The sequence below is a fragment of the Octadecabacter antarcticus 307 genome, from assembly GCF_000155675.2.
Classification (GTDB): domain Bacteria; phylum Pseudomonadota; class Alphaproteobacteria; order Rhodobacterales; family Rhodobacteraceae; genus Octadecabacter; species Octadecabacter antarcticus.
The window spans coordinates 18,000-43,401 of sequence record NC_020907.1; the positions used below are offsets into that span (position 1 = coordinate 18,000).

Genomic DNA, 25,402 nt, shown 5'->3' on the forward strand with positions numbered 1-25,402 from the left:
TTTAATTTTGCCCAAAGGGATAGCTGATGCTCGGCTTTATTATACAGCGTTTCTTACAAGCCGTTGGCGTCATGGCCGTGATGTCCGTGATAGTATTTTGCGGCGTCTATGCGATTGGCAATCCCATCGACATAGTGATCCCACCGGAAGCCACTCAGGAAATCCGCGAAGAAGTGATCCGTCGTCTTGGTCTCGATCTGCCGCTGTATAAGCAGTACTTTATTTTTATGGGCAACTTATTACAGGGTGATCTGGGCAGGTCTTTCATTTACAATGTACCTGTGCTGGAATTAATCGGAGGACGGATGCCCGCGACGTTGGAGCTCGTTCTGATTTCGGTAATCTCAGCCACGGTTCTTGGCGTAAGCCTTGGCATCTACGCAGGCTACCGCCCTGACAGCTGGATATCCAAAACTATCATGGCAGTTTCTGTGCTAGGGTTTTCTGTACCGTCCTTTTGGGTAGGGCTAATACTGATACTATTCTTTGCCGTCAAATTAGGTTGGTTGCCAGCTGGTGGGCGTGGCGACACTCTCGAAATTTGGGGTGTTGCTTGGTCCTTTCCCACGCTGAACGGTTTGTCGCATATCGTCCTTCCCGCGTTGAACCTTGCGCTGTTCAAGCTGGCGATGATGATCCGCCTAGCCCGTGCAGGTACGCGCGAGATTATGCTTACTGACACAATTAAATTCGCCCGTGCTGCGGGACTATCAGAAGGTACGATTCTGCGCCGTCATTTGCTAAAATTAATTTCTATTCCGATAATCACAGTCTTCGGACTTGAGCTCGGCTCAACTCTTGCATTCGCGGTGGTAACCGAAACTATTTTCTCTTGGCCCGGCGTGGGAAAACTGATTATCGATAGCATTGCCGTACTCGACCGCCCAGTAATGGTTGCCTACCTGATCCTTGTGGCTTTTCTCTTTGTCACTATCAATTTTGTTATTGATTTGGTCTTTGCCCTGATTGATCCTCGCGTCCGGGCGGGAGCCGTGCAATGAAAGATAATAGCACACCACTGCGCCGTTTTTGGGTTGAATATCGCGAGAACAAGGTCGCAATGCTTGCAATGTTCTTCTTAGTCGCTTTGATCCTGTTGGCAGTATTTGCGGGGTTTGTTTCACCACAGAACCCGTATGATTTGGCAAATTTGTCGTTGATGGATAGTCGTAGGCCACCTGGTTTTGTTGGCTCTGGTGGATATACGCATATTCTTGGCACTGACCCGCAGGGCAGAGATCTGCTGTCAGCAATATTTTACGGTCTGCGCATTTCCATCATGATCGGGCTAGCAGCGGGCTTCATCTCACTGACCCTTGGTACTGCGCTTGGCATAACAGCAGCTTATGTCGGCGGGCGCGTTGAATCGCTAATCATGCGGTTGATCGACCTACAATTGTCCTTTCCTGCAATTCTCCTGGCGTTGGTGATAGTGGCTCTTTTGGGGCAGGGAAAGATACAGCTAATTAGCGCACTAGTTGCCGCACAATATGCCTATTTCGCCAGAACTGCATATGGTGCTGCTAAGGCTGAGCGCGGCAAGGATTACATCGAAGCAGCGCTTGCCACCCCACTGAGTGGTCGATTGGTTGTTTGGCGGCACCTGTTGCCAAACTGCACTCCGCCTCTAATTGTGGTGGCAACCGTGCAAATAGCCAACGCAATTTCACTTGAGGCGACGCTTAGCTTTCTAGGCCTAGGCCTCCCAGTCACAGAACCATCGCTAGGCATGCTGATTTCAAATGGTTTCCCCTATATGATGAGTGGGCGGTACTGGATTTCCGTATATCCTGGCGTCGCCCTAATTGTTCTAATTGTGGCCATCAACATCGTGGGCGATCAGGTGCGCGATCAATTCAATCCAAGGCTACGAAAATGACTAATCCCGTTTTAAGCGTTACAAATCTGAGCACTCATTTCTTCACTCGCAATGGTGTGGTCAAAGCGGTGGATGGCGTGTCCTTTGATTTGGCCCGCGGGGAAATTATGGGGCTGGTTGGCGAGAGCGGATCTGGCAAAACTGTTACTGGCTTTTCGTTGCTGGGACTGGTCGATGCGCCGGGACGGATCGTTGAAGGCTCGGTCAAGCTTAACGGAACCGAGCTGACTACGTTGTCTGAAAAAGAGCTGCGTACTCGTCGAGGTCGAGAGATTTCTATGATATTTCAGGACCCAATTGCAACGCTGAATCCGATGCTGACTATCGGCCAGCAGATGCGCATGGCGATTGACGCACACGAGCGGTTGAGTGCGCGCGCGGCTAATGCACGGGCTGCGGAATTGCTAACACAAGTCGGCATCCCGTCTGCCTCTGTAAGGTTGCGGTCTTACCCACACGAATTTTCAGGCGGTATGCGGCAACGCGTGGCAATTGCGATTGCGTTATTGCACCGACCGACAGTTATTGTCGCCGATGAGCCGACAACAGCTCTGGATGTCTCCATTCAGGCGCAAATCCTGTTCCAGATGCGCGACCTTGCACGTGAAACGGGCACTGCAATGATATGGATTAGTCATGATCTGGCTGTGGTATCTAGCCTCGCCAGCAAACTGGCAGTGATGTATGCGGGCCGCATAGTAGAACAGGGTCCAACGGCCAACTTACTCCGTGATCCGCGTCATCCATATACCGCCGGTCTGATCGCCTCGCTTCCTGCGACGGCGAAACCCGGCACCCCGCTCACCCAAATTCCCGGAGCCACACCGTCGCTGCTGTCTCTGCCTCCTGGCTGCCCTTTCGAGCCGCGCTGCAATCACGCCACCGGTAGATGTGGCACCGAACCCAACATTACCCTTAAAGACAGCCGTGGTTGGCGCTGTTTTCACCCGATTGGGCAAAATGCAGAGGTGCTGACATGAGCGAGTGTATAGTCGTAAATAATGTGAGCCGACTGTTTGGTCCAAACCTGAGCACGGGCGAAAAGATTGCTACCAAGCTGGGTGCGAAAGTTGAGACCCGTTCAGTCCGCGCAGTATCAGACGTCACTTTGTCGATCCGTAGGGGGGAGACCTTAGGTTTGGTCGGCGAATCTGGTTGTGGTAAATCCACGCTCGGTCGAATGTTTGCAGGAATTCTGCCTCCAACCTCTGGCACTGTGACTTTAGATGGGAAACCACTGATGGAGCGTGGCACCAAGGTAACGACCCGTGTGCAGACTGTTTTCCAAGACCCATTCGCAAGCCTTGATCCGCGCATGAAAGTGGGCGAGACAGTGGCTGAAGGCCCTATAGCCCATGGACTAACCACAAAGTCAGAAGCTCGAAGATACGTTGGAGAATGGTTTGAGCGTGTCGGATTGGATCCTGTATGGGGTGATCGCTACCCGCATCAGTTCTCAGGCGGCCAGCGGCAACGGATCGCAATTGCCCGCGCGCTTGCTATGCAGCCTGACGTGCTAATCTGTGATGAGCCCGTCGCTTCGCTTGACGTGTCGATCCAAGCCCAGATTATAAACCTGTTTTTAAAACTGACCAAAGACCTTGAACTGACCACTGTCTTTATCAGCCATGATCTCAGCGTTGTACAACATATAAGTGACCGCGTGGCGGTCATGTATCTGGGCAGAATTGTGGAACTGGGGCCTGTTGCTGAAGTCTTTGGCATGCCTGCGCACCCATACACAGCAGCTTTGTTTAACAGCGTGCCCAAGCTGGTGCTGGATGCGGATGAATTGGTCCATTTTGACACTATCGAAGGCGAAGTGCCTTCTCCACTCTCCCCGCCTTCAGGGTGTTATTACCACCCACGTTGCCCCCTAGCGAGTGAGGCTTGTCTTGAGAGTCAGCCGATCATACGGCCGGTGTTGGACATGCGAGCCGTGGCTTGTCACCATTTTGAAGCTCAGCTTGACATTAGGGCGAATGATTAAGCGCTTGTGTGCGCGATACTTGAACTGTGACTCTTATCTTGCCCTACACGACCTATGCTCGGCTTCAAGGCGTTCCATTCTGCAACCGCAACGTTAGCTGGGATCGAAACCGCGCATATGATCCGCAAAGGCCAGCTTGGTTAAGCTGGGGTCTCACCATTCACGCAGTTTGCCACCCTCGCTGCATAATTGTGTTCAATGAAGACCGTCCTTCAGCCAAACTGAAACTTTGCGACAGAACCACCAAAAGTGATTGGTTTTCCTACACTACTTTGGTTTTAGCATTGAACTTCCTATCAATCCATTTTGAACGCCTTCGCGATTCCGTAGAAGGCTTCAACAATCCTACCTTGTGTTTCTTTCAAGCTAAATACGGTTTCGTGGGTTACCACGCCGCGCATCTCAACAATGGGTAGCCGGACAACTCCGTCCGTCCGGCTGGTGCTGGCGCGCCACATGAAACCGATTCCCAGTCCGTTTACAACAGCCTCATAAAGCCCATCTCGCGCATCAAGTGTCAGGAATGGGTGGGGGGTCAATTTTGCCCGTATGAACATCCGCTCCAGCGTCCGTTGTGTAGAAGAGCCTGACGCCCGGAAAATCAGAGGTTCAGATGAAAGCTGAACAGCGGTAACCTCATGTTCATGCGCAAGTTTATGGTTTGATGGCACGATCGCAATCACTTCGGAGATGGACACATGATTGCGCCGAAAACGAGGATTAGTTGGAACATCTGGAAGTACACCAATGTCACACTCGTGTGTCAGGACTGATCGGGCGATCTTTTGGTGAGTCCCAGTTTCAACTTCAAGTTTTACGCCTGGATAGGCTCGATGGAACGCTGCGATAATTGCCATGCCGGGCATCGCGTTGCCAAGACCGATTGTAATCTTGCCTTCACGAAGCGAAGAGCGGCTAAGCAGCAGCCGTTCAGCCTCGCTTCGCGCCTCCGCCAGGCGTTCGGCTGAGTCGCAAAGTTTGAGGCAAAGCCCAGTCGGCTGTAGGCGCCCTGATTCCCGTAGAAAAAGACATACACCGAATTGCGTCTCAAGGGCGCGTACTTGCGCTGAGACATTTGGTTGCGTGACACCCAGTATACGGGCGGCACCAGCATATGATCCGGCTTCGGCGACTGCGCGAACTGCGTCAAGGCGGGCATTACTCAGAGTCATTTAACGACAATCCAAAGTGAAGCTTTGTATAAACCATATCCTAGCTTTGCTTTGTTACAGCCATGTTACGATGTACTTTCAAATGTCTCCATAGAAGCAGGGTCGCCACCCTGGAGCTATCAGGAGACACTGTCTTGAACGCTACAACGACACTTATTTCGACTGTGACCGGATATCCAACACTTGATCCCAAAGCGGTAGCGGGCGCGCGCCTGGTTATTTGTGATCTTGATGGTTGCCTGATCTCAGAAGGAGAACCCTTTGACGACACCGCTGCATTCGTGGATGCCTGTGGGTCGCGCCTTTGGATCGTCTCAAATTGCTCGGACACTACGGCTGATACTATTTCAGAGCGTCTTGCAGGAATGGGGTTCGATGTGCCAGCCGCGCGGATCCTTCTGGCGGGAGAGATTGCGATGCATCACTTAATAAAGGTTGAACAGGTCCATCGCCTTAGGCTGTATGCGGCTGCCCCAATCGTGGAACAGGCAGTAGTTTTTGGAATGGATCTTGAGGCACATAATCCGGAGGCGATCTTGCTGTGTCGCGACCTGAACGTGTCTGTCGAAACGTTTGGACTGATCTTGTCAGAAGTCGCACATGGCGTCCCACTTTGGGTGGCGAACGAAGACCTCTCGCACCCCGGACATGACAACCAGCCCGTGGCTGAGACAGGGGCATTGTTGGCTGCATTGTGCGCAATCCGTCCCAGCCTTACGTGGCAGAGCCTAGGCAAACCGAACCCCACGATGCTGGCCATGGCGCTTGAGCGTACCGGGATGAACCCAACAGATGCAGTTTTTGTTGGTGATAATGCGCTGACCGACGGTCGTGCTGCTGCCGCGATCGGCATGGCTTTTATTCACATTCAAAGGAGCCCCGCCCGATGATCCCATATCTCACGCGCGTTGCAGTAAAATCCCTAGTCACACTTTTCGCAATTGTAACAGTGACCTTCATCGTAACCCGGCTGTCCGGTAATCCTATTGATACCTTTTTGGGTGAAGGCCTGACAACTGAAGGGCGTGAGGAACTGATCCGCTATTTCCAGCTTGAGGGAACAGTGTGGCAGCAATACGTCGCCTTTCTTCGGGGAGTTGTATCGGGCGAATTTGGCCTCAGTTTCATCGACCGCCGCCCGGTCACAGAGGTGGTGGGGGACCGGCTTTGGGCCTCTGGGCAGCTCTTGCTGGCGTCGGTGGCACTAACGATCACTGTGTCAATTCCCTTGGGAGTGCTCGGTGCAATCTACCAAAAAAGCTGGATTGGCTCAGCCGTCATGATGATTGCTTTCGCAGGCTATGCCGTGCCGTCCTTTATCCTCGCCATTCTGATGGTTCTGGTCTTCTCCTACTGGCTTAACTGGTTACCAGTGGTGGGGAACGGGACGTTTTTGCACTTTGTTATGCCGACCATCGCAATGTCTGGTGTTCTTGTTGCCGCCCTGACTCGGTTTACCCGCAACGCCATGCTTGATGTGCTTGGACAAGACTTTATCCGTACCGCCCGCGCCAAAGGACTGACCGAAGCCCGCGTAGTTTTACGGCACGGGCTGGGCAATGCCGGAGTCACAGTGATTTCGGTCATCGGATTGCAGGTAGCGGGGCTGGCCGCTGCAGGCAGCGTTGTGGTCGAGAGCATCTTTTCTTGGCCCGGGATAGGGCAGTTGTTGGTGACCGCCGCGCTAATGCGAGATTACCCGGTACTTCAATTCGGGGTCATCACTGTGGCGATTGCTGTTGTTGCGATCAACGCCTTTACCGACATTGCTTATGCGCTCGTAGACCCGCGCATCCGTCTTGCCAGCACCTAAGGAAAGAGATGATGACCACATTCGCTGACTCCGATATCCTCCCACGCTGCAAGAAGAACAGATTAGATTTTATCCAGACGATCGCAATTACAATCTCAGTAATTCTGTTTGCCGCAGCCCTGTTTGCGCCACTTGTCGTTCCCTTCGATCCCTTGTCACAAAGCCTCATGACTAGGTTACGCCCACCGATGGGGTTTGAGCGCTTTGCCTCAGGCCACTTTGCAGGAACAGACGCATTGGGCCGCGATGTACTGTCACGGTCGCTATATGGCCTTCGGCTCACACTGGGATTGGCGTTTGCAGGGGCGGTGATCGGATTGTTGATCGGCGGTACACTTGGCCTGATCGCTGGACTCATGCAGGGATGGGTTGAGGATACAATCATGTCGCTGGTCGACATGCAGATTGCGATTCCCTTCACCCTCGTGGCGCTGCTAATCCTGTCACTGATGGGGTCGACCCTTACCGTGCTTGTCTTCGTCCTTGGCATCGCTGGGTGGGAACAATATGCGCGAATTGTGCGTGCTGAAGTGCGGCGCCTGTCATCACTTCCGTTCATTGAAGCCGCATGGACTACGGGGGCAGGGCCCATTTACATCGCGTGGCATCACGTGTTGCCAAACCTCATTTCGCCACTCGTGGTGCAGTTCACGCTGGCGCTGTCCAACATCGTTATCCTTGAAAGCACGCTCAGCTTTCTTGGCCTTGGCGTACAGCCCCCGCAGCCGTCGCTTGGCTCCATGGTGGGGCTTGGAAGGGATTACATGCCGACTGCGCCTTGGATCGTGCTGACCCCTGTGGTGCTGATCGTGGCGCTTACCTTTTCTGTGCAGATTCTTGGCGACTGGGTGCGTGATCGTGCCGACGTCCGTCTGCGCGACCGATAACAAACCAAAGAGCCGACCCAAACGGCCAAAAAATTTCTGACACATAAATGGAGAACCTCATGTTTCGACTGATGCTAACAACTGCTCTCGCTGCGCTGCCGCTTGTCGCCACCGCACAGGAAATAACTGTAGGGGCCGCCAACATGGCACCTTATATTGACCCGGGCCGCGACCATTCCAACGTAGGGTCGCAGTTTTATTACAATAGCTTTGATACACTGATTGATCGCGACCATAGCAAGCTTGACCCTGAATGGGTTCCTGCACTCGCCACGTCATGGGAGCTTATTGAGCCGACGGTGATGGAACTAAAGCTGCGCGAAGGCGTCACGTTCCACAACGGCGATCTGATGACGGCCGATGATGTTATCTTTTCGCTGAACCGAATGATGCAGGCAACTTTCCCACCCTATATCGTGCGCGCCAAGGACCGGTTAGCAAACTTTCCCAATGCCGAAAAAGTCGATGAAAACACGATCCGGATTTTTGCAAATCGTGAAGAACCTCTTTGGGAAACACTGATCTCCCTTCAGCAGGTTATGATCATCCCCGAAAAATACACTAAAGCGCTGACGGGCGACCCAGACATAGCCGAAGATAGCGATTTTGAGGCTTTTGCACTCGCTCCTATCGGCACTGGTCCTTACAAGATCGAATCCTTCCAGCCGGGCGAAAGACTAGTTTGGGAAAGGTATGATAGTTTCTGGGGTGAAAAAGCACCGTTAGAGCGCGTTAATGTGGTCCAAATTTCGGAAACCGCCAGTCGCTTAACTGCTTTGAAGACCGGCGAGGTTGATATCATCACCAATATTGCGCCTGATCTGCTTTCACTGATCGACACCGACCCCAACCTTAAGACTGCAGGATCAGCGACAGCTCTGTTTCACGTTATGATTATGAATCAGAACCACCCAAAGCTGGAAGATCCGCGTATCCGTCAAGCAATGAGCCTTGCGATCGACCGAGATGCTCTGAACGAAGCACTTTGGCTTGGCAAGGCTGTCGTTCCGTCGACCCACACGATGGTAGAAATGGGAGCACTGCATCAGCCTGATCTGGTGACGTTTGAATTCGATCCGGAGCGGGCAAAGAAGCTTTTGCAAGAAGCTGGATATGATGGGTTCGAGATCACGTATGATACTGCGCCCAGTTACTATACAAACGGGCTATTGGCCGCGCAGGCGATCATGGAAATGTGGGCCAATGTCGGTATTAACGGCAAAGTGGTGGTAGGCGACAAATGGACTGGTAATTCGCCAGATTTGATGGTGCGCAACTGGTCGAACCCGATGTATTTTGCTGACCCGTTCGGGTCCTTTGGTGTCATGTGGGCCCCTGACGGTCCGTCGCAAAGCGAGGGACGCTTCAACACCGACGCAGACTACGCCGAAAAGTGGGAACGCTTCCGCTTCTCGACCGATGTCTCGGTACGCATGACAGCATATGCCGAACTGATGGACCGTGTGGAAGCAGATCCGGCGGTCCTGCCTCTTTATCGCCCGTTCGAAAGCTGGGGCATGAAAACCTCAATCAACTGGGCTCCGATGCCTGGCCATATCCCCTATGTTCTCGACTTTCGCGCAGGCAGCATCTCGCTTGCTGACAGTTAAATTGAACGGGTTGGGCGCTGAGCGCCCAACCCGTCACACCATAGGAACTGAACCCATGACCCGGATTGCCATCGTCACCGACATTCATCACGGCGCACCTTCCAATACCAAGCGGGGGGATACCGCGCTTAAATTGCTCAGCCAGTTCACTGACTGGGCTAATGCCGAAAAGCCAGATCTTGTTCTCGATCTTGGAGACCGCATTTCAGATATTGATAGCCAGATTGATGCCGGGCTCGAACGCGAAGTGGCGGAAGTCTTCACTCGTCTTGAAATGCCTGTGCATCACATCTGTGGTAACCATGACCGCGACCATCTGAGCGTGGCCGAAAATGCAGAATTTTTAAGGGCGGAACTGGGCAACCAGCTGATTGATATTGGCGTATGGCAACTGGCCCTTTGGCGCGCAGATGCAAAAATACACCGTGACAACACGCGCGAGGGTTTTGATTTGCCAGAGGCGGATCTGCTGTGGCTGTCGCAAATGGCGCAGTTGGCCGAAAAGCCGACACTTGTTGCCAGCCACGTGCCGTTCTCAGGCCACAGCCAAATCGGAAACTATTACTTTCAGCGTAATGCTTTGGTCTCGACTTACCCACAATCAGACCGCGCGCGAACCGCTCTTGCACAGGCGCGCGTGCCCGTTGCCTGTATTGCAGGCCATGTCCATTGGAACACAGTGACTACAGTGGATGGCATTCCGCATATGACCCAGCAAAGCCTGACCGAAAGTTTTACAACTGCGGGTAACCCCGCACGCGCTTGGGGCATGCTGACGCTGGGCGACACGGTTCATTGGCAGGTGTTGGGAGACGATCCCTTTGAAGCGCGACTAACACCGTCACGTCAACGCTGGACTCCGCCGCTGGCACCCTTTCTTCAGGAGTTTAACACGGAATGACCCTGCAGCCCCCCAACCCACTCGTCCTGTCGGTCAGGGACCTGCACGTTGCGTTCGGTGAGACGACAGCAGTACAAGGCCTGTCCTTTGACATTCACCGTGGCGAAACGCTGGCGCTGGTCGGCGAAAGTGGCTCTGGCAAGAGCGCAACTGCGTTGTCGATATTGCGTCTGATCGAAAGAGAGGGGGGGCAGATTACCCGGGGCTCTATTCGTCTGGAGGGTGATCGCCCAGACGAAATCACCACACTGTCCGCCGCTGCGCTGCGGGCCCTGCGTGGTGATCGTGTGGCGATGGTGTTTCAAGAACCAATGACGTCGCTGAATCCTGTGATGAAGATTGGAGCGCAGATTAGCGAAACCCTGTCGCTACACCTCGGCCTGCGTGGCCAGGCCGCGCGCGACGCGGCGCGGGCTGCATTGGAACGGGTGAAGGTACCTGAACCTGAGTTGCGACTCGATCAGTATCCTCATGAGTTGTCGGGTGGCTTGCGCCAGCGCGTAATGATTGCCATGGCGCTGACCTGTGAACCCGAGCTCTTGATCGCTGATGAGCCGACCACTGCGCTTGATGTGACCACGCAAGCAGGGATCTTGCAGCTTATCGCATCTTTGCAGGCCAAAATGGGTATGGCTGTGCTGTTCATCACCCATGATCTTGGCGTCGTCAGTGAGATTGCTGACCGTGTCGTCGTCTTGAAAGATGGGCTAAAGGTAGAGGAAGGTTATACTGCTGAAATCTTTAGTGTACCCCGTGCGGCCTACACTCGGGAATTGATGGCGGCCTCGCCCAGACTGGGGGAAGGTGCGCCGTTACCACTGAAAAAGCCGGAGACGGTTCTACAACTTTCAGGACTAACGACCACCTATGGCGGTGGACTTTTTGCGAGCCACAGCGCCGTTGCAGCAGTACGCGACGTATCAATCACGCTAGGCCGAGGGGAAACCTTGGGTCTTGTTGGTGAATCGGGTTGCGGGAAATCAACACTTGCCCGGTCGATCATGCGCTTGGTTGATCCGTCAAAGGGTCACATCGACCTACTGGGTACTCACATCGAAGGGCTATCGCGGGCTGCACTCAAACCGCATAGGCGCTCTATCCAGATGGTGTTTCAGGATCCCTATGCATCGCTTAACCCGCGCATGTCGATTGGAGACGCGGTGACGGAACCAGCGTTCATAGCTGGAATGGTTACCTCTAGCGACCGCAAGGCCCTTGCCCTTGCGCTACTGGTACGTGTCGGACTGCCCACAGACTGTGTCGCGCGGTACCCGCATCAGTTCTCAGGCGGCCAGCGACAGCGCATCTGCATCGCGCGTGCGCTGTCTGTTGAACCACAGATTATTGTTGCGGATGAGGCGGTTTCCGCACTCGATGTCTCAAACGCTCGGAGGATCACCGACCTGATGGCGGATATTCAAAACAGCGATGGGGTTTCGATGCTGTTCATTAGCCATGACATTGCCGTGGTGGAGCGGGTCAGTCATCGTATTGCAATTATGCTCAATGGCGAGATCGTGGAGACTGGGCCGACCGACTGCGTCTTGAACGATCCGCAACATCCTTACACCAAACGGCTGCTGTCGGCAGTGCCGCGTCTGGATCGGATTGGAGCATAACGGGTTCAAGTGGACGCACTATCTTTTCTGCGTGTGTGAATGTGAATGAAATTAAGAAATGTCACTAAAGGTGCTGGTGGAATAAAGCCTTAGCAGCTCTGAGGTCTCATCGAAACTAAAAGAGCGAACAGGGTACCCGTTCACAAGCTGACATGCCGAGTGCTTTACGTAACAGCCTTCTATTCACGACTTTTGGCCGGCGTTGTTGCCCCATCGCTTTGAGCTTTGGGTGCGCATAGGCTGTTGTGGGTGCCTCAGCTCACGTTCGCTCATGATCATCAAATTCCACGTCCACACTCCAATCCTGGTCCAGACAGGGAAGTGTGACACTTCTACTTTGCAGATGTGGGACATTCTAACTTTGTGCGTACAGGTTTGTTTCGTATAATGAACATTATGTTAAATATACTGAAGAGTTTGCTAATATTCAGGCCCATAAAGAAACTCCCGGGCGACCGGAGGCGTGGGGTTTCCCTGCCTATTTGAGGCAAAATCCCTGCATGAGTATGAAAAGTTCCGTCGCTTTGTCATTCTCGTATCTATTCGTTCATATTGGATACATCTTAGCACGCTGTCCAATTTTGCCGGACCACTTCACCTATGATTTTATTCTTGTTTTGTGAGACATTTAAGACTTGCCATTTCAACCCTACTTTCACCAATTTTTGATAAGCACATTATGTGCCACGTCATCAAGAGGCTGCAAAGGCGAACGTGTCATATGCCAGCTGTCGTCGCCAGTCCTATGCGCCACCGCCGCCTTCAGCGCGGGTATCATCGGATAAGTTTGAAAAATGTCGCGAAAATCGATCAGGTCTTGTTGCGTTTGGGGCGCGTCGTCCGAACACCAGTTTTCATTTCCTGCGAAAATATGGAAAACATTCCATTGCGGATCCAGCATGCCTTGGGTGTCGGATCACCCACCATTGCTGTCCTTGATACCGACGACCGTGCCCGGATAGGTCGTCACTAATCTTTCGATCAGATCATGAGATAAGCCAACCTGTTCGATGATTTCAACGTAATTGCGAAAAAGCCCTTCATCGAAACGCATTTGTAAAAGAACGGCGGCAGCATCAACGTGCCCCCCACTCCAAGCTTCACCGTACGGCGCGTCAGACGGATAGAATCTGGCAACGCACAATACCCTGTTCTGGGCATCATCGTTGCGGGCTCAATCCCACCTTCGATTAATTCCTCCATCAAGACGATCTTTTCATCCACTGATAACGAGTTGGCTTCGCTCTTGGTGCCAAAAATGGCAAGTTGCACCTGTTGGGACAGCAGTCACCTACACTGCGAAATCAGCCGCTGTGAATCGGGTTTCAGGTCAAACGTAAAAGGTGTGAAGACCGGCGCCAGGATGCCCGAGAACCGCTTATGCAAAGTAATTCTCCTAATGAATTCAGGCCCTCAGATACGGGTTAATTAAAAACATTTTCAAACTGGGCGCGCAGTTCGTTTTTCTGCACCTTGCCCATGGTATTGCGCGGCAACGTTTCCAGAACCTCGAAATGGCGGGGACGTTTGAAACCCGCCAGCTTGTCTTTGACCTCCGCCTCGATAGCCGCTATGTTAAGTGTTGCCCTTGTGACAGGCACGATCACCGCAACCACGCTTTCCCCAAAATCAGGATGTGGCGCGCCAATCACGGCGCTTTCCAGTACGTCGGGTAGATTGTCCAGAAACATCTCTATCTCTTTGGGGTAGATGTTGAAACCACCCGAAATGATCAGGTCCTTGCCACGCCCCACAATCGAAATATAGCCATTTTCGTCTTTTTGGGCGAGGTCACCCGTGATGAAAAAGCCGTCCTCGCGCAGTTCTTCGGCAGTCTTTTTGGGCATTTTCCAATATCCTTTGAACACATTGGGGCCACGCACCTCCAGCATGCCAACCTTGCCCACTGGCAGGCTAGCGCCAGTTTTAGGGTCGCATATCTTAGCCTCCACATCAGGCAATGGGAACCCGACGGTGCCTGCGCGACGCGCTCCATCATAAGGGTTTGAGGTGTTCATGCTAGTTTCTGTCATCCCGTAACGTTCCAGAATCAGGTGGCCAGTACGGGCTTCAAAACGCTCGTGCGTTTCACTGAGTAATGGGGCCGAACCTGAGATGAACAGACGCATGTGTTGCGTCAGGTCCTTGTCGAACCGCGCGTCGCCCAGAAGTCGGGTATAGAATGTCGGCACGCCCATCATCGTCGTGGCATTGGGTAGCTGAGAGAGGACCTTATCCGTGTCGAACTTCGCCAACCAGATCATCGACCCACCAGCCAACAAGGTGACATTCGAGGCTACGAACAGTCCGTGACTGTGAAAGATCGGTAAGGCGTGCAGCAAAACGTCGGTGTCGCTAAAGCGCCAGATGTCAACTAAGACCTGCGCATTGGACAGCAAGTTGCGGTGGGTCAACATCGCGCCTTTTGAACGCCCTGTCGTGCCAGATGTATACAGCAGTGCCGCGATGTCATCTTGTTCGCGCGTTGCCACGTTTGTCCGTGGCGGGAGGCACAAAGCTGCGTCTTTCAACGACCCCTCGCCCGCAGCCCCCATCGTGCGCAATGTCGCGCCTGTGGACTTCGCAATTGCTGCGACTTCGTTGATTTCACCCGGGTCACATATAACAACCGAAGCGTCGCTGTCAGAGATAAAATATTCCAGTTCGGTTGGCGTGTAAGCGGTGTTGAGAGGAAGGAACACTGCACCCAATTGTAAACATGCCGCATACAGCGCCAACGCATCTGCCGATTTCTGGATGTGCACTGCCACGCGGTCCCCCGCCATGACATCAAGATCGTTCAACGCCGCAGCATAGCGCCCCGCCAGATCGATGAAATTGGTGTGTGACAAAAGCGTATCATCCGGCAAATGTAAAAATGTAGTGGATCGACCGTTATGGGGTTTGATTAAAGCATCATAAAGGGGGTTGCTCACGTCGAAATTCTCCAAGCTTGATGTGCGGGTCAGCAACGCCGAGCCGATTGGATGTCAGTCTCGTGTCGCGGTGGCCATGTAGCGGCCAAATCCACGCCGGATATGTTCGTTTGCCGCATCACGCGCGGCTTCCTCGTCTCCTGCAGTAACTGCGTCTGCGATCGCACGGTGTTCTTCCAACGATAGAGCAATGTTTGTAGCAATCGACAGGCCTTGGCGGCGGAACAGATGCATCTCGCGCTTGAGGCTGTCGTAGATGGTTTTCGCTTTGGGATTATTTGCAGCAGTCAAAAGTAGATCATGGAATTCAATGTTTAGTGTATAATAATGGGAAATCTCCTTAGTATCGTTGGCCGCTGTCATTTCATCAATATTGCGGGACAGATCGTCAGCAAGCGTTGGCTGCGCGCCCTCTCCAAAGTGGCGCGCAGCGTCGCCACAGGCCAGTGCAAAAATCGCACCACGCAAATCATACAGGTTTTGAACTTCGGCTAAGGTTATCTCATGAACGAACGCTCCACGGTTGGCCACTAGATCGACCAACCCCGATCCACCGAGGGACCGGATCGCTTCGCGCACGGTGCCTCGGCTGACACCCATCAGGTTAGATAAACCAAGCTCGTTAAGCTTTTCACCACCCTTCAGTTCGCCGTCAGTAATCATACGCTCTATCTCTACGCGCGCCTCTTCCGACAGCGTCGCACGCCCAATTCCAATTAATTTCGCCTTCATTTTCATATGCCTTTTATTTGTCATATTTAATTTTTTGTCAACAATCAACATTTAGTTGTTATTTGATAAGTGATGATCTATAAATTATAGGAACGAAGCCACTTCGGGAAGCAAAATGGTACAATCTGACCCTCCTTTCGCAACCAGCCCGGCTGTCCTTCCAAGTTCCGCCCTCAAAGGCCTGCGTATACTCGATCTTACGCGTGTGCGCTCGGGCCCGACTTGTGTACGCCAGTTCGCCGATTGGGGCGCAGACGTGATCAAAGTCGAAGCACCCGTGGACAAGGCACAATTCGGTGGGCCGCGATCTGGTGCAGATTTCCAGAATCTGCACCGCAACAAGCGTAGCCTGACACTTGATTTAAAAACCAAAGCAGGACTGGCGGCCTTTCGTAAGCTGGCTGATACCGCCGATATTATTGTCGAGAATTTCCGCCCCGCAGTGAAAACCCGTCTCGGCATTGATTATGACACGCTGTCAAAAACCAATCCCGGCCTTATTTACGCTTCGATATCTGGCTTCGGTCAGGATGGTCCCTTGGCAGATCGGCCTGGGTTCGATCAGATCGCACAGGGTATGGGCGGCTTGATGTCGATCACTGGAACCCCTGGCGAAGGGCCGATGCGCGTTGGCATTCCGATTGCGGATTTGTGCGCTGGGTTATTTGCAGCACAAGGCATTATGATCGCTTTGTTGGAGCGCGCGACATCCGGCAAAGGGCAGTGGATTCAGACATCGCTTTTGCAAGCGCAGGTATTTATGCTCGATTTTCAGGCAGCACGATATCTAATGGATGGCGACGTGCCCAAGCAGGCGGGGAACAACCACCCTACTTCCATCCCAACAGGTGTGTTTCGCACTGCCAACGGGCACATGAATATTGCTGTTACGGGTAACATCATCTGGGACAGTTTTGCCAAAATCATGAGCCGCGAAGATTGGCTGACAGATGAACGGTACGCGACACCTCTAGCTCGATCCGAAAACCGCGACGCACTTGGTGAGGAAATCCAAGCGATTTTAGAACAAGAAACCACAGCTCGTTGGATCGATTTATTAACCAGTGTGGGAGTTCCCGCTGGAGAAATAAACGATATCGGTCAGGTGTTTGCCGAACCGCAAGTGCGTCACCTTGGCCTTGCCCAACCTGTTACCAGTCAGGAACGTGGTAAGACAGAACTCGTGGGTCAACCCATCATCATGAGCCGCACACCGAGCCACATCGCAACTCCACCCCCGACAGCGGGTCAGCACAGTGCGCAAATCTTGTCTGAAATAGGCTTATCAAGCGATGAAATAGCGCAAATGAAGGCCTCAGGGGCCACCTGACAACCAAAAGGAAATCTAGCCATGACTGAAAAAATCATTGTCGAGCAAGCGGGCAACATCGCTCGTATCATTTTTAACCAACCCGAAAAGCGCAATGCCGTTTCGCTTGAAATGTGGGAAGCCGTCGAAGCGGCCACCACACGTTTTGCCAATGATGACAGTGTCCGTATCCTCATCCTGTCGGGTGCGGGTGGCAAAGCCTTTGTATCCGGCGCCGATGTTTCGAAATTCGAAACCGAACGTTCCAGCGTTGAGTCAGTGGCCCATTACAACGCGACGACAAAACGCGTCTATGACGCTATTGAGGCGTTCCCCAAGCCGACCATTGCCCAGATCAACGGATTCTGCATTGGTGGTGGTGTCGCTCTATCGCTCAGTTGTGATTTGCGTATTTGCGGTGATGGATCGCAATTTGCAGTTCCTGCCGCCAAGCTGGGCCTAGGCTATGGCTATCAGGGGATCAACCGACTGGCCAATGTGGTCGGCCCGTCCTTCGCCAAAGAGATTTTCTTTACCGCGCGGCGGTTCACATCCAGCGAAGCCAAGGACATGGGGCTGGTCAACCGGGTGGTGCCCGATGACCAAGTAGCAACTGTTGCTAAAGAGACCGCACAAATGATCGCATCCAATGCGCCGATGACTGTGGATTCCGTCAAATACATCGTTAGTCAGATTGTTGCCTCTGAAAGCGAAACCAACCTCGATGAATGCGCGCGTATGGTTCAGGCCTGCTTTGAAAGCGAAGACTACAAAGAGGGGCGCAAAGCCTTCATGGAAAAACGCACTCCTAATTTTATCGGGTCATGATGGGAAACAACATACCCAAAAAGGTCGATGAATCTGCTGCACAGGCGCATTTTGACACTGTGTTGAACGATCATGAGCAAGCGTTTGAAAAATTCTTTCTGGCCCGTTTTCTTGGGCTGGACTTTGAATATCTGCCCGGTGATGCCGCCGACGCAGACAAGGACACCTGCCGCGTCAGCTTTGAGGTGACGGATATGTTGCGCAACCCACAAGGATCGCTGCACGGTGGGGCGATGGCCTGTGCGATGGATATTTCCATGGGGCATCTGGTTAATAAAACCCAAGGTCCCGGCGCGACCATTGAGATGAAATTGCAATTCATGAGGCCAGTGGTAACAGGTCGTGCGACCTGCGAAGGGCGGTTTTTGAAGAGCGGTAGTTCTATTTCGTTTATGGAAAGTCGATTGTGGGATGCGCAAGGCAAGCTAGCCACCATCGCAACCGCGACGTGGAAAATGCCTTAGAGCCTGATTTAAACTAGTTGAGTGAGTTCAATAGGTTGTAATTCTATTCTGTTATGAAGCTGAATGGAGATCTCAATGGCCTGGACTAAACTCACCCGTCGCCAACATGATTGAAAAAGCGATAAGTACGCCAGCGATATGAGCGACGCAGAGTGGGCGTTGATAGCGCCTTCGATGCCGCCACCCAAGACAACAGGCCGGCCTCGCACGACATGTTTACGCGAAGTATTTGACGCGATCCTCTACATTGCAGCGACCAGCTGCCAGTGGTGCATGTTGCCCAATGAATTCCTGCCAGTTTCGACGGTGCGGAGTTATTTTTACGCGTGGCGCGATGGTGGCTTGTTGGATGAGATAAACCGTAAGCTGGTGGAAGTCGCGCGTCTGGCCGAGGGCCGTAAGGCCCAGCCAACCGCCGGGGTCATAGATACTCAGAGCGTGAACAAAACTGAAAGTGGTCGGGTTAGAGGGTACGATACGGGAAAACAGATCAAAGGACGCAAGCGCCATATCGTCACCGACACGGTCGGATTGTTGGTGGGCCTTGTGGTTTATAGCGCCGGAATTCAGGATCGGGATGGCGCGCCCGATGTGTTGAAATCTTTCGTCTCGTGTTATCTATCATTGCGGCATGTATTTGCAGACGGCGGATACTCAGGGCCAAAATTGAGGCACGTACTAAAAGTCCTCGGCCGATGGACCGTCCAGATAAACAAGCGCTCTGATACTACAGAGGGCTTTGAAGTGCTGCCGCGCCGGTGGGTCGTTGAACGCACCTTCCTTTGGCTGAACCGACGTCGCCGCCTATCAAAAGATTGGGGAAAATCTATCGCGAGCGCAGAGGCTTGGATCCTCATCGCACACATTAGACGCGTCACAAGACATCTCGCAAGGAACTAAAATCGCTCAAATAGTTTGAATCAGACTCTTAGGCGCCTGCCAGTTTTTCCAACTGTGCTAACAGCGGAGCGGACAGTCTAAGCCCGGCCCGTTCTGATTTGCGTATCTGTGACACTGCCCGCGCATTGGGCAATCGCACTGCCGCCGCAGGATCAGCGGGCTCATTGTTTTCGATTTGTTTCAAGGCATCCGCAATGGTTTCTCCGGAGCTATTTACCTCCTCTAGCGCCTTAGGATCGACCAGCAAAAACATCAGGCTCAGATCTTGCTGGCGTGATGGACCTTTGTGTTGATCTGCAACTTTGCCCAATATAACACCGCCGGACAATCTGCCTTGAAACAAGTCCAGACACATCGATAAGTTCGCGCCCTTGGCTCCACCAATCGCCTGCAAAATGCCGCTTAACGCCGCCACTGGGTCCCGCGTCGGTTGACCCTTCGCGTCTAGCGCCTAATCCAGCGGTATCGCATCGCCCTCATCGCGCGCAGCCCGGACACGTGAACGAGCACCCATCGACAACGCAATATCCATGAGGACTGGATCGCGGCCCGACAGTGGCACGCCGATCCTGACAGGGTTGTTGCCGATCAAGGCTTCACGCCCACCCGCTGTCGCAATCATCGGAGCGGTGGCAGTTGTAATAATCGCGGCCTAGCTGTTTGATCCCATGGTTTGATGGTGCGATCTGTTCTTTGGAATGGAAGGAAGCATTATGGGACAAGTACGTCATGGCTGCGCCACGACCACGCACGCTATCAGAGCAAAAATACAGCGATCGCAAGCTACAACCGCGGCGCTGAGCCGAGAACTTGGGATCAATGTCAAAACGGTTGCCAAATGGCGCAAGCGCGAGACTCTGGAAGATCGCAAGACCGGTCCCACTGAGCCGAGCTCCACAGTCCTGACCACTTCAGAGGAAGCGATGGTCGTGGCTTTCCGGCGTTATACACTATTGCCGTTGGATGATTGTCTCTATGCCCTGCAACCTTCGATCCCGCATCTAACGCGTTCTTCATTGCATCGTTGTTTGCAACGGAATGGGATATCCCGCTTGCCAGATATGGAGGGCAACAAACCCAAGCGGCAAAAGTTCAAACGCTATCCTATCGGCTATTTTCACATAGACATCGCAGAGCTGCGCACGAACGAAGGTAAACTCTATCTCTTTGTAGCCATTGACCGAACCAGCAAATACGCCGTTGCGCAGTTGGTCGACAAAGCAAACCGCAAGACGGCCTGGGAGTTTCTAGAGGCTGTGTTGGAAGTGGTGCCGTATAAGATCCACACAATATTGACGGACAACGGCATCCAGTTTTGTGAGCAACCTCGCAACCGGAACACCGCCTATTCTCGGTCCATGCGGTTCGACATGATTTGCGAGGCAAATGGCATTGAGCATCGCCTGACCAAGCCAAACCACCCTTGGACAAACGGTCAGGTCGAGCGCATGAACCGCACGATCAAAGAAGCGACCGTCAAGCGGTATCACTACGATAGCCACGAACAACTTCGAACCCATCTCAGCGACTTCCTTGACGCCTACGATTACGCGCGCCGCCTCAAGACACTCAGCGGTCTCACGCCTTACGAATTCATTTGCAAGATATGGACTTCTGAACCAAATCGATTCATCTTAAATCCGATCCACCAGATGCCGGGACTGAACACCTAGCCTGCTTACGTTGCATACCAGAGATACGGCGCAAGTGCGCCAACATGTGTGCCACCGCGCACAAAAACAGCACCAACACCCGCCCTGCGCGCAGCGTCGCGACCTGCCTCTAGAGCCCGCATCGCAATAAGCGGACAAAGGCCGCCGCATCCATCCATATGGCGCAGAGCAATAGTTGGTGCGTGCACCTTGGCTACTGCATAAGGATCAATCCTACCGGAAGTAATACGGTCGCAATAGGTCGCGACTCGGCTTAGTCCATGGGTGGTGATCCCCATCATTTCCGTTAACACCAGCACATCGGTCGTCGCTTTCGCGGCTTCCTCACTTACCCCGAGTTGGCGAAAGCATAATTTAATAAGGCCGCGTGTATCTTCGACCTTGATGGTCACGTCAAATACCAGATTTCTTTGCCGCGTCAGCTTTCGAGCTAAACCGGTTCAAAAGCGGTAGGAACACCACCAGCACAATCGTCACGCCGATAATCCAAAGCGATGCGGGCCGCTCAATGAAGATTGAGAAAGAGCCACGCGAAATCGCCAGCGTTTGTCGCAACGCTTCTTCGGCTAAGGGGCCGAGGACCAGCGCAAGCACAAGTGCCGCAGCTGAAAAGCCGTAAAGCCGCATGAAGAACCCCACAATTCCCGCTGTAATCATGATGTAAAGCTCTACAAACGACGCATTAACGCTGAACGTTCCAAGGGCGCAGACTACAACAACTGTCGGCCCAAGGATGCGATAGGGCACTTTGATAATCTGCACGAACAGCGGGATCGCAAAGATACTGATCGCCAAAAGCGCTATATTACCGAGATACATTGACGCAATAAGGCCCCATGCCAGTTCCGGGTTCTGCTCCATGAACAATGGGCCTGGACGCAACCCCCACATCAAGAACGCAGCCAGCAATACAGCCGTCGAGGCCGATCCGGGTATGCCCAGAGTCAACAGCGGAATCATCGCACCAGAGGACGCTGCGTTATTGGCCGTCTCAGGCGCAACAAGGCCCGCCATTTCACCTTTGCCAAAATTCTCGGAGTTTTTCGAAAGTGAGCGTTCGGTTGAATACGCCATCAGGGACGCAATGGTTGCACCTGCCCCCGGTATAACGCCGACAATGAACCCAAGTATTGAATGACGTATCATTGTCATGCGCGTCGATATAAAGTCCAATTTTGTGGGCCAGAACCGCTCCTCGTTCTCGTAATTGACGATTCCGCCCGATCCAGTGCGATGAAGCCCCTTGTAAAAGGCGAAGAACAGCTCTCCCAGGCCGAACAGACCGATAGCGATCGGGATAAAGTAAATACCACCGATCAGCTCAGCGGATCCAAAAGTGTAACGCCCCTGCCCCGTCTCAAGATCGACCCCGACAGTACCAAGTGCAAAACCGATCAACGCCGAGATAATCCCCAACCGCCAGTTTTCTCCGATCATCACGATTAGCGTCAACATGCCCATAAGTGCGAGTAAAAAGTATTCTGGTGGTCCAAAACTGCGCGATACCTGCGCGAACATCGGCGCTAATAGCGTGATCAGGATCACGCCAACTGTACCCCCAACAAACGACGACACCGCCTGCATGACCAATGCCGGACCAGCACGGCCTTTTTTGGCCAGCGGGAACCCGTCAAATGTACTGGCTACCGTTGCGCTTTCGCCAGGTGTGTTGAGCAGGATAGAGGTAATCGTTCCGCCATACATCGCCCCGTAATAAATCGCCGCCAGCATCACAATTGCACTAGTGGGCTCCATGCCGAAGGTCATTGGCAACAAGATTGCCAGACCTGCAGATGGCCCGAAACCTGGAATGACCCCAACCACCATGCCGAGGGCCGCACCAATCAACAAATATATTAGATTGATTGGTGTTACCGCAATCGCCAGCCCCATCAAGAGGTCACTAAAAATGTCCATTATTTGTACTCCAGAGGGTCAATTTCACGGCGCGGTATATCAGAAAGGCAGATCAAGAAGGGCAGGGGGCATATTCGCGTTCAACACAGTGTCAAATAAAATATAGACTCCACCCGGAACGGTGAGCGCAAGAATGCAATTTAGCAAATACCGTCTGCGATTGAGCAAAGACAGCGTCACCGTAAGGTAGATGACCGTCGCGATTAATCCGCCAAAGAGGCGCAACAAGACAGCATATCCAACGGCAAGTGCAATCAAAATGGCCGTATCTGTCCAACCTCCGTCAGGTGCTTCGCCCACAAATGCCTGCCCTTCCCGCAGTGCGTCCAAAATGGACCAGCTGACGAATACTACCATGAAACTGCCAACAATACGTGGGAAGAAACCAGGGCCAAGTCTGCCGGAACGGGTCATGAATGACAGGTCCACGAAGGCGACATAGGAATAAAATATCGCACCAGCCAAAACAACCAGCAGAAAAGCGAGCCTCATTCTAGTTCTCCGGTGAAAAAGTCAAAACCGGCCGCGCACAATGCGCGACCGAAGCAGACCGAAACCTTCGGTCTTTTTAAAGCCATTTTCAGTCAATCGCACCGATTGAGATCAGAACCGTTTCAAAGCCATTTTTCGTTTTGACTAGAAAATCACGGAACTCTTCGCCGTAGATCACAGTCGGCGTCAGCGTGTTGGATTCGATGTAGGTTGCCCACTCAGGCGTTTCGACAACTTGCTTCATCGTTTCGATCCACCACTGCTGCACTTCATTAGGGGCGTTTGGTGCAAGAATCAGGCCGCGAGGCATCGACACACCGATGTCGAAACCGATGTCGCCCATTGTAGGGACATCACCTAAGGCAGCCGGCGTGCTTTGACCGGAATACACCAGAGGGCGCAGCTCACCGGACTCGATCAAGCCAAGGACTTCGCCGGGGTTACTGACCATCGAATCCAGTGCACCTGACAAAAGGGCTGTTGTCTGGTCTGCCATAGAATTGAAAGACACATAGTCAAATTCAAACCCAGCTGCCTGCGCAAACAGAGACGGCACGATGAAATCAACGTTTACAGTGCCTGTGCCACCGATGTTCATCGGGTTGGCTTTGGCCATTTCAATGAACTGATCGATGTTTTGGACTTTGGAATCTCCGTTCACGACCAGAACAAGGTCATCTGTCGCCAAAAGCGCGACCGGTGTGAAGTCTTCTGGCTGCCAAGGCGTATCGGCCTGCAGCGGTGTTGTCACAAAGCTGCCCGAAGTGGTCGAAATTCCGTAGGACTCTCCGTCTTGGCTAAACAAATAACCCCAACCGACTGCACCGGATCCACCGGCACGGTTTTCGGGTGCAATATCACCTGGATACAGGTCATATTTGGTTAGAATGTTGATAATGGTACGCGCCATAATATCGTTGCCGCCACCAGGGCCAAACGCAATAGTCCAGTCCAGCGTCTCGTCGGCAGACGGATAGGCATCCTGTGCGATTGCAGGTGCGGCAAGTGCGATAGAGCAGGCCGCAATTGTGGCCGTCATGCTGCTTGGCAACCAGTTGGTAATTTGAAATTGTGTGATCATTTTTGAGGTCCTCCCGTTGATCTCTTTTTTGGCATCTCTGAATGTGCCGTTCTTTTGGTGCGAGCTATATTTCTTCCTTTGAAATGAGCCCGTAGCTACACCTTATCCCTTCATTTATAGTGTAGCACTTTCGACTAAAGTGCGCTTAAGGTTTGGTTGTCTGCCATCATCTATTGAAACGTATTTTTCACATCCACAATTCCCGCTGTCCTTCTGAAAATGTGCAAAACCGCCTCCACACGGCCCTTCAATCGGCAAAAACCACTTACCTATACGTTAAAGAAATGATGTTATCTGCCAATTGTCAACATTTTTCTACCGATTGACAATTTTCCTTCGGGGGTCTTTCTTCATTTCGTTGGACGCGCTCTACCATGTCTGACTCGCGTCGCACCCAATGCGCGACCAAAAAATGGGGTGGTCGAAGGAGAATAGCCAAATGATCGAACGGTCACTTACAGGTAAAACAGCTTTTGTATCGGGATCTGGGCAGAACATTGGCCGTGCTGTCGCGCTGCGCTTTGCGCAAATGGGATGTAATGTCATCGTCAACGGATCCTCCAACACCAAACTTGTCGAAGACACCGCCGCCGAAGTGGAGGCCGCGGGGGTCAAGACACTCGTGGCTATGGGGGACATGGGCAGTTCTGACGCTATCAAAAACATCGCCGAAACAGCTCTGTCGCAATTTGGTCGTATTGATATTGTCGTAAACAACGCCGCACGTCGACCCCATAAGCCCTTCCTTGAAATGACGGGCAAGGACTGGCATAGCGTGATCGACGTCGCACTCACGGCGGTGTTCCATACCTCTCAAGCATTTATGCCCGGTATGGTCGATGCTGGCTGGGGTCGGATTATTAACTTCACTGGGATGAAAGCCATTAAAGGCTATTATGAAGGTGCGCCAATATCTGTGGCCAAACACGGCATTTGGGGTGTGACCAAAGCACTTTCGACCGAATTTGCATCAAAGGGGATCACGGTAAACGCAATTTCACCAGGTCAAATCCGCAAAGATTCCGCTATCGAGGATGACCCTGCCCGCGCCGCTAACATCCCGACAGGTGTGATGGGGCAATCGTGTGATATAGCGTCCATGGCGGGATATTTAGCCTCTCCCGAAGCGCGGTTCATTAGCGGCCAGATGATTGCGGTGAACGGTGGGCAGACGACGTGACCAACCTGGTTCATGGCCT

24 protein-coding genes and 3 pseudogenes are annotated in these 25,402 nt (G+C 52.8%); 17 read left to right on the plus strand and 10 right to left on the minus strand.

Annotated elements, in window-relative coordinates:
* The first annotated feature begins 26 nt into the window (after nucleotides 1-26).
* The 5 genes and pseudogenes from OAN307_RS24680 to OAN307_RS28630 form a co-directional block, all read left to right on the plus strand.
* Entirely contained in the window at nucleotides 27-1,001 is a 975-nt protein-coding gene (locus tag OAN307_RS24680) for an ABC transporter permease (protein WP_015493478.1), read from the plus strand.
* Complete coding sequence (locus OAN307_RS24685) at nucleotides 998-1,879, plus strand: ABC transporter permease (protein WP_015493479.1); 882 nt, start codon at nucleotides 998-1,000, stop codon at nucleotides 1,877-1,879. The genes OAN307_RS24680 and OAN307_RS24685 overlap by 4 nt, the downstream gene beginning before the upstream one ends.
* Nucleotides 1,876-2,859 (plus strand): ABC transporter ATP-binding protein, encoded by a 984-nt coding sequence (locus tag OAN307_RS24690; protein ID WP_015493480.1) that lies wholly within the window; start codon nucleotides 1,876-1,878, stop codon nucleotides 2,857-2,859. The genes OAN307_RS24685 and OAN307_RS24690 overlap by 4 nt, the downstream gene beginning before the upstream one ends.
* The gene (locus OAN307_RS24695; RefSeq protein WP_015493481.1) at nucleotides 2,856-3,869 is read left to right on the plus strand and encodes an ABC transporter ATP-binding protein; all 1,014 of its coding nucleotides are present in this window, start codon (nucleotides 2,856-2,858) and stop codon (nucleotides 3,867-3,869) included. The genes OAN307_RS24690 and OAN307_RS24695 overlap by 4 nt, the downstream gene beginning before the upstream one ends.
* 45 nt (nucleotides 3,870-3,914) lie before the next feature.
* A pseudogene (locus OAN307_RS28630) lies at nucleotides 3,915-4,013 on the plus strand (IS6 family transposase); the annotation flags it as partial.
* A 152-nt stretch (nucleotides 4,014-4,165) separates the two neighbouring features.
* On the opposite strand, the gene OAN307_RS31020 reads toward OAN307_RS28630, so the two are convergent.
* Nucleotides 4,166-5,041: a LysR family transcriptional regulator gene (locus tag OAN307_RS31020; protein ID WP_015493482.1), complete on the minus strand. Its 876-nt coding sequence runs from the start codon at nucleotides 5,039-5,041 to the stop codon at nucleotides 4,166-4,168.
* A 134-nt stretch (nucleotides 5,042-5,175) separates the two neighbouring features.
* Between OAN307_RS31020 and OAN307_RS24710 the strand changes: the two genes are divergently transcribed.
* Genes OAN307_RS24710 through OAN307_RS24735 form a run of 6 tightly spaced genes read left to right on the plus strand, consistent with a single transcriptional unit; the run spans nucleotide 5,176 to nucleotide 11,871 of the window.
* Entirely contained in the window at nucleotides 5,176-5,931 is a 756-nt protein-coding gene (locus OAN307_RS24710) for an HAD hydrolase-like protein (RefSeq protein WP_187292596.1), read from the plus strand.
* Nucleotides 5,928-6,854 carry an ABC transporter permease gene (locus OAN307_RS24715; RefSeq protein WP_015493484.1) on the plus strand — a complete coding sequence of 309 codons (927 nt, stop codon included), beginning with the start codon at nucleotides 5,928-5,930 and terminating at the stop codon, nucleotides 6,852-6,854. The genes OAN307_RS24710 and OAN307_RS24715 overlap by 4 nt, the downstream gene beginning before the upstream one ends.
* 8 nt (nucleotides 6,855-6,862) lie before the next feature.
* Nucleotides 6,863-7,741 carry an ABC transporter permease gene (locus OAN307_RS24720; protein WP_144055771.1) on the plus strand — a complete coding sequence of 293 codons (879 nt, stop codon included), beginning with the start codon at nucleotides 6,863-6,865 and terminating at the stop codon, nucleotides 7,739-7,741.
* 59 nt (nucleotides 7,742-7,800) lie between these two features.
* Nucleotides 7,801-9,351: an ABC transporter substrate-binding protein gene (locus tag OAN307_RS24725; protein ID WP_015493486.1), complete on the plus strand. Its 1,551-nt coding sequence runs from the start codon at nucleotides 7,801-7,803 to the stop codon at nucleotides 9,349-9,351.
* Nucleotides 9,352-9,406: 55 nt separating this feature from the next.
* On the plus strand, nucleotides 9,407-10,252 hold the full coding sequence (locus tag OAN307_RS24730) for a metallophosphoesterase family protein (protein WP_015493487.1): 846 nt from the start codon (nucleotides 9,407-9,409) through the stop codon (nucleotides 10,250-10,252).
* A complete protein-coding gene (locus OAN307_RS24735) occupies nucleotides 10,249-11,871 on the plus strand; it encodes an ABC transporter ATP-binding protein (RefSeq protein WP_015493488.1) in 1,623 nt (540 codons plus the stop codon). Before OAN307_RS24730 ends, OAN307_RS24735 begins: the two co-directional genes overlap by 4 nt.
* 655 nt (nucleotides 11,872-12,526) lie before the next feature.
* On the opposite strand, the gene OAN307_RS28635 is transcribed toward OAN307_RS24735, so the two are convergent.
* From OAN307_RS28635 to OAN307_RS24750, 4 genes are all read right to left on the minus strand, one after another.
* A complete protein-coding gene (locus OAN307_RS28635) occupies nucleotides 12,527-12,772 on the minus strand; it encodes a hypothetical protein (RefSeq protein ID WP_051068144.1) in 246 nt (81 codons plus the stop codon).
* An 80-nt stretch (nucleotides 12,773-12,852) separates the two neighbouring features.
* Entirely contained in the window at nucleotides 12,853-13,095 is a 243-nt protein-coding gene (locus tag OAN307_RS25640; protein ID WP_245541078.1) for a hypothetical protein, read from the minus strand.
* A 200-nt stretch (nucleotides 13,096-13,295) separates the two neighbouring features.
* Complete coding sequence (locus OAN307_RS24745) at nucleotides 13,296-14,807, minus strand: malonate--CoA ligase (RefSeq protein ID WP_015493490.1); 1,512 nt, start codon at nucleotides 14,805-14,807, stop codon at nucleotides 13,296-13,298.
* Nucleotides 14,808-14,861: 54 nt separating this feature from the next.
* Nucleotides 14,862-15,539 (minus strand): GntR family transcriptional regulator, encoded by a 678-nt coding sequence (locus tag OAN307_RS24750; protein ID WP_187292594.1) that lies wholly within the window; start codon nucleotides 15,537-15,539, stop codon nucleotides 14,862-14,864.
* A gap of 115 nt (nucleotides 15,540-15,654) precedes the next feature.
* Here OAN307_RS24750 and OAN307_RS24755 point away from each other — a divergent pair, with 115 nt between their 5' ends.
* From OAN307_RS24755 to OAN307_RS24770, 4 genes and pseudogenes are all read left to right on the plus strand, one after another.
* The gene (locus OAN307_RS24755) at nucleotides 15,655-16,869 is read left to right on the plus strand and encodes a CaiB/BaiF CoA transferase family protein (RefSeq protein ID WP_015493492.1); all 1,215 of its coding nucleotides are present in this window, start codon (nucleotides 15,655-15,657) and stop codon (nucleotides 16,867-16,869) included.
* 21 nt (nucleotides 16,870-16,890) lie between these two features.
* The gene (locus OAN307_RS24760) at nucleotides 16,891-17,676 is read left to right on the plus strand and encodes an enoyl-CoA hydratase (RefSeq protein WP_015493493.1); all 786 of its coding nucleotides are present in this window, start codon (nucleotides 16,891-16,893) and stop codon (nucleotides 17,674-17,676) included.
* The gene (locus OAN307_RS24765; protein ID WP_245541071.1) at nucleotides 17,673-18,140 is read left to right on the plus strand and encodes a PaaI family thioesterase; all 468 of its coding nucleotides are present in this window, start codon (nucleotides 17,673-17,675) and stop codon (nucleotides 18,138-18,140) included. The genes OAN307_RS24760 and OAN307_RS24765 overlap by 4 nt, the downstream gene beginning before the upstream one ends.
* Before the next feature lie 75 nt (nucleotides 18,141-18,215).
* Nucleotides 18,216-19,040: pseudogene (locus OAN307_RS24770) on the plus strand (IS5 family transposase).
* A 28-nt stretch (nucleotides 19,041-19,068) separates the two neighbouring features.
* Here OAN307_RS24770 and OAN307_RS25645 read toward each other — a convergent pair.
* Nucleotides 19,069-19,686: pseudogene (locus OAN307_RS25645) on the minus strand (Ldh family oxidoreductase).
* Between the two features lie 67 nt (nucleotides 19,687-19,753).
* On the opposite strand from OAN307_RS25645, the gene OAN307_RS24780 reads away from it, so the two are divergent.
* Nucleotides 19,754-20,713: an IS481 family transposase gene (locus OAN307_RS24780; RefSeq protein WP_044045259.1), complete on the plus strand. Its 960-nt coding sequence runs from the start codon at nucleotides 19,754-19,756 to the stop codon at nucleotides 20,711-20,713.
* A gap of 5 nt (nucleotides 20,714-20,718) precedes the next feature.
* Here the strand turns inward: OAN307_RS24780 and OAN307_RS24785 are convergent, their stop codons facing one another.
* From OAN307_RS24785 to OAN307_RS24800, 4 genes are all read right to left on the minus strand, one after another.
* The gene (locus OAN307_RS24785) at nucleotides 20,719-21,105 is read right to left on the minus strand and encodes an Ldh family oxidoreductase (protein WP_051068147.1); all 387 of its coding nucleotides are present in this window, start codon (nucleotides 21,103-21,105) and stop codon (nucleotides 20,719-20,721) included.
* Between the two features lies 1 nt (nucleotide 21,106).
* On the minus strand, nucleotides 21,107-22,630 hold the full coding sequence (locus tag OAN307_RS24790; protein ID WP_015493497.1) for a tripartite tricarboxylate transporter permease: 1,524 nt from the start codon (nucleotides 22,628-22,630) through the stop codon (nucleotides 21,107-21,109).
* Between the two features lie 39 nt (nucleotides 22,631-22,669).
* Nucleotides 22,670-23,122, minus strand: a complete 453-nt coding sequence (locus OAN307_RS25650; RefSeq protein ID WP_015493498.1) for a tripartite tricarboxylate transporter TctB family protein — start codon at nucleotides 23,120-23,122, stop codon at nucleotides 22,670-22,672.
* Nucleotides 23,123-23,210: 88 nt separating this feature from the next.
* Nucleotides 23,211-24,203, minus strand: a complete 993-nt coding sequence (locus tag OAN307_RS24800) for a Bug family tripartite tricarboxylate transporter substrate binding protein (protein WP_015493499.1) — start codon at nucleotides 24,201-24,203, stop codon at nucleotides 23,211-23,213.
* 412 nt (nucleotides 24,204-24,615) lie between these two features.
* On the opposite strand from OAN307_RS24800, the gene OAN307_RS24805 reads away from it, so the two are divergent.
* Nucleotides 24,616-25,383: an SDR family NAD(P)-dependent oxidoreductase gene (locus tag OAN307_RS24805; RefSeq protein ID WP_144055775.1), complete on the plus strand. Its 768-nt coding sequence runs from the start codon at nucleotides 24,616-24,618 to the stop codon at nucleotides 25,381-25,383.
* Nucleotides 25,384-25,402 lie beyond the last annotated feature (19 nt).

What these genes read in the sequence shown, in the direction of transcription:
- OAN307_RS24680 (WP_015493478.1), top strand. Translation starts at nt 27, where the DNA reads ATGCTCGGCTTTATTATACAGCGTTTCTTACAAGCCGTTGGCGTCATG.
- OAN307_RS24685 (WP_015493479.1), top strand. Translation starts at nt 998, where the DNA reads ATGAAAGATAATAGCACACCACTGCGCCGTTTTTGGGTTGAATATCGC.
- OAN307_RS24690 (WP_015493480.1), top strand. Translation starts at nt 1,876, where the DNA reads ATGACTAATCCCGTTTTAAGCGTTACAAATCTGAGCACTCATTTCTTC.
- OAN307_RS24695 (WP_015493481.1), top strand. Translation starts at nt 2,856, where the DNA reads ATGAGCGAGTGTATAGTCGTAAATAATGTGAGCCGACTGTTTGGTCCA.
- OAN307_RS31020 (WP_015493482.1), bottom strand. Translation starts at nt 5,041, where the DNA reads ATGACTCTGAGTAATGCCCGCCTTGACGCAGTTCGCGCAGTCGCCGAA.
- OAN307_RS24715 (WP_015493484.1), top strand. Translation starts at nt 5,928, where the DNA reads ATGATCCCATATCTCACGCGCGTTGCAGTAAAATCCCTAGTCACACTT.
- OAN307_RS24720 (WP_144055771.1), top strand. Translation starts at nt 6,863, where the DNA reads ATGATGACCACATTCGCTGACTCCGATATCCTCCCACGCTGCAAGAAG.
- OAN307_RS24725 (WP_015493486.1), top strand. Translation starts at nt 7,801, where the DNA reads ATGTTTCGACTGATGCTAACAACTGCTCTCGCTGCGCTGCCGCTTGTC.
- OAN307_RS24730 (WP_015493487.1), top strand. Translation starts at nt 9,407, where the DNA reads ATGACCCGGATTGCCATCGTCACCGACATTCATCACGGCGCACCTTCC.
- OAN307_RS24735 (WP_015493488.1), top strand. Translation starts at nt 10,249, where the DNA reads ATGACCCTGCAGCCCCCCAACCCACTCGTCCTGTCGGTCAGGGACCTG.
- OAN307_RS28635 (WP_051068144.1), bottom strand. Translation starts at nt 12,772, where the DNA reads ATGCTGGATCCGCAATGGAATGTTTTCCATATTTTCGCAGGAAATGAA.
- OAN307_RS24750 (WP_187292594.1), bottom strand. Translation starts at nt 15,539, where the DNA reads ATGAAGGCGAAATTAATTGGAATTGGGCGTGCGACGCTGTCGGAAGAG.
- OAN307_RS24755 (WP_015493492.1), top strand. Translation starts at nt 15,655, where the DNA reads ATGGTACAATCTGACCCTCCTTTCGCAACCAGCCCGGCTGTCCTTCCA.
- OAN307_RS24760 (WP_015493493.1), top strand. Translation starts at nt 16,891, where the DNA reads ATGACTGAAAAAATCATTGTCGAGCAAGCGGGCAACATCGCTCGTATC.
- OAN307_RS24765 (WP_245541071.1), top strand. Translation starts at nt 17,673, where the DNA reads ATGATGGGAAACAACATACCCAAAAAGGTCGATGAATCTGCTGCACAG.
- OAN307_RS24780 (WP_044045259.1), top strand. Translation starts at nt 19,754, where the DNA reads ATGGGACAAGTACGTCATGGCTGCGCCACGACCACGCACGCTATCAGA.
- OAN307_RS24790 (WP_015493497.1), bottom strand. Translation starts at nt 22,630, where the DNA reads ATGGACATTTTTAGTGACCTCTTGATGGGGCTGGCGATTGCGGTAACA.
- OAN307_RS25650 (WP_015493498.1), bottom strand. Translation starts at nt 23,122, where the DNA reads ATGAGGCTCGCTTTTCTGCTGGTTGTTTTGGCTGGTGCGATATTTTAT.
- OAN307_RS24800 (WP_015493499.1), bottom strand. Translation starts at nt 24,203, where the DNA reads ATGATCACACAATTTCAAATTACCAACTGGTTGCCAAGCAGCATGACG.
- OAN307_RS24805 (WP_144055775.1), top strand. Translation starts at nt 24,616, where the DNA reads ATGGGGTGGTCGAAGGAGAATAGCCAAATGATCGAACGGTCACTTACA.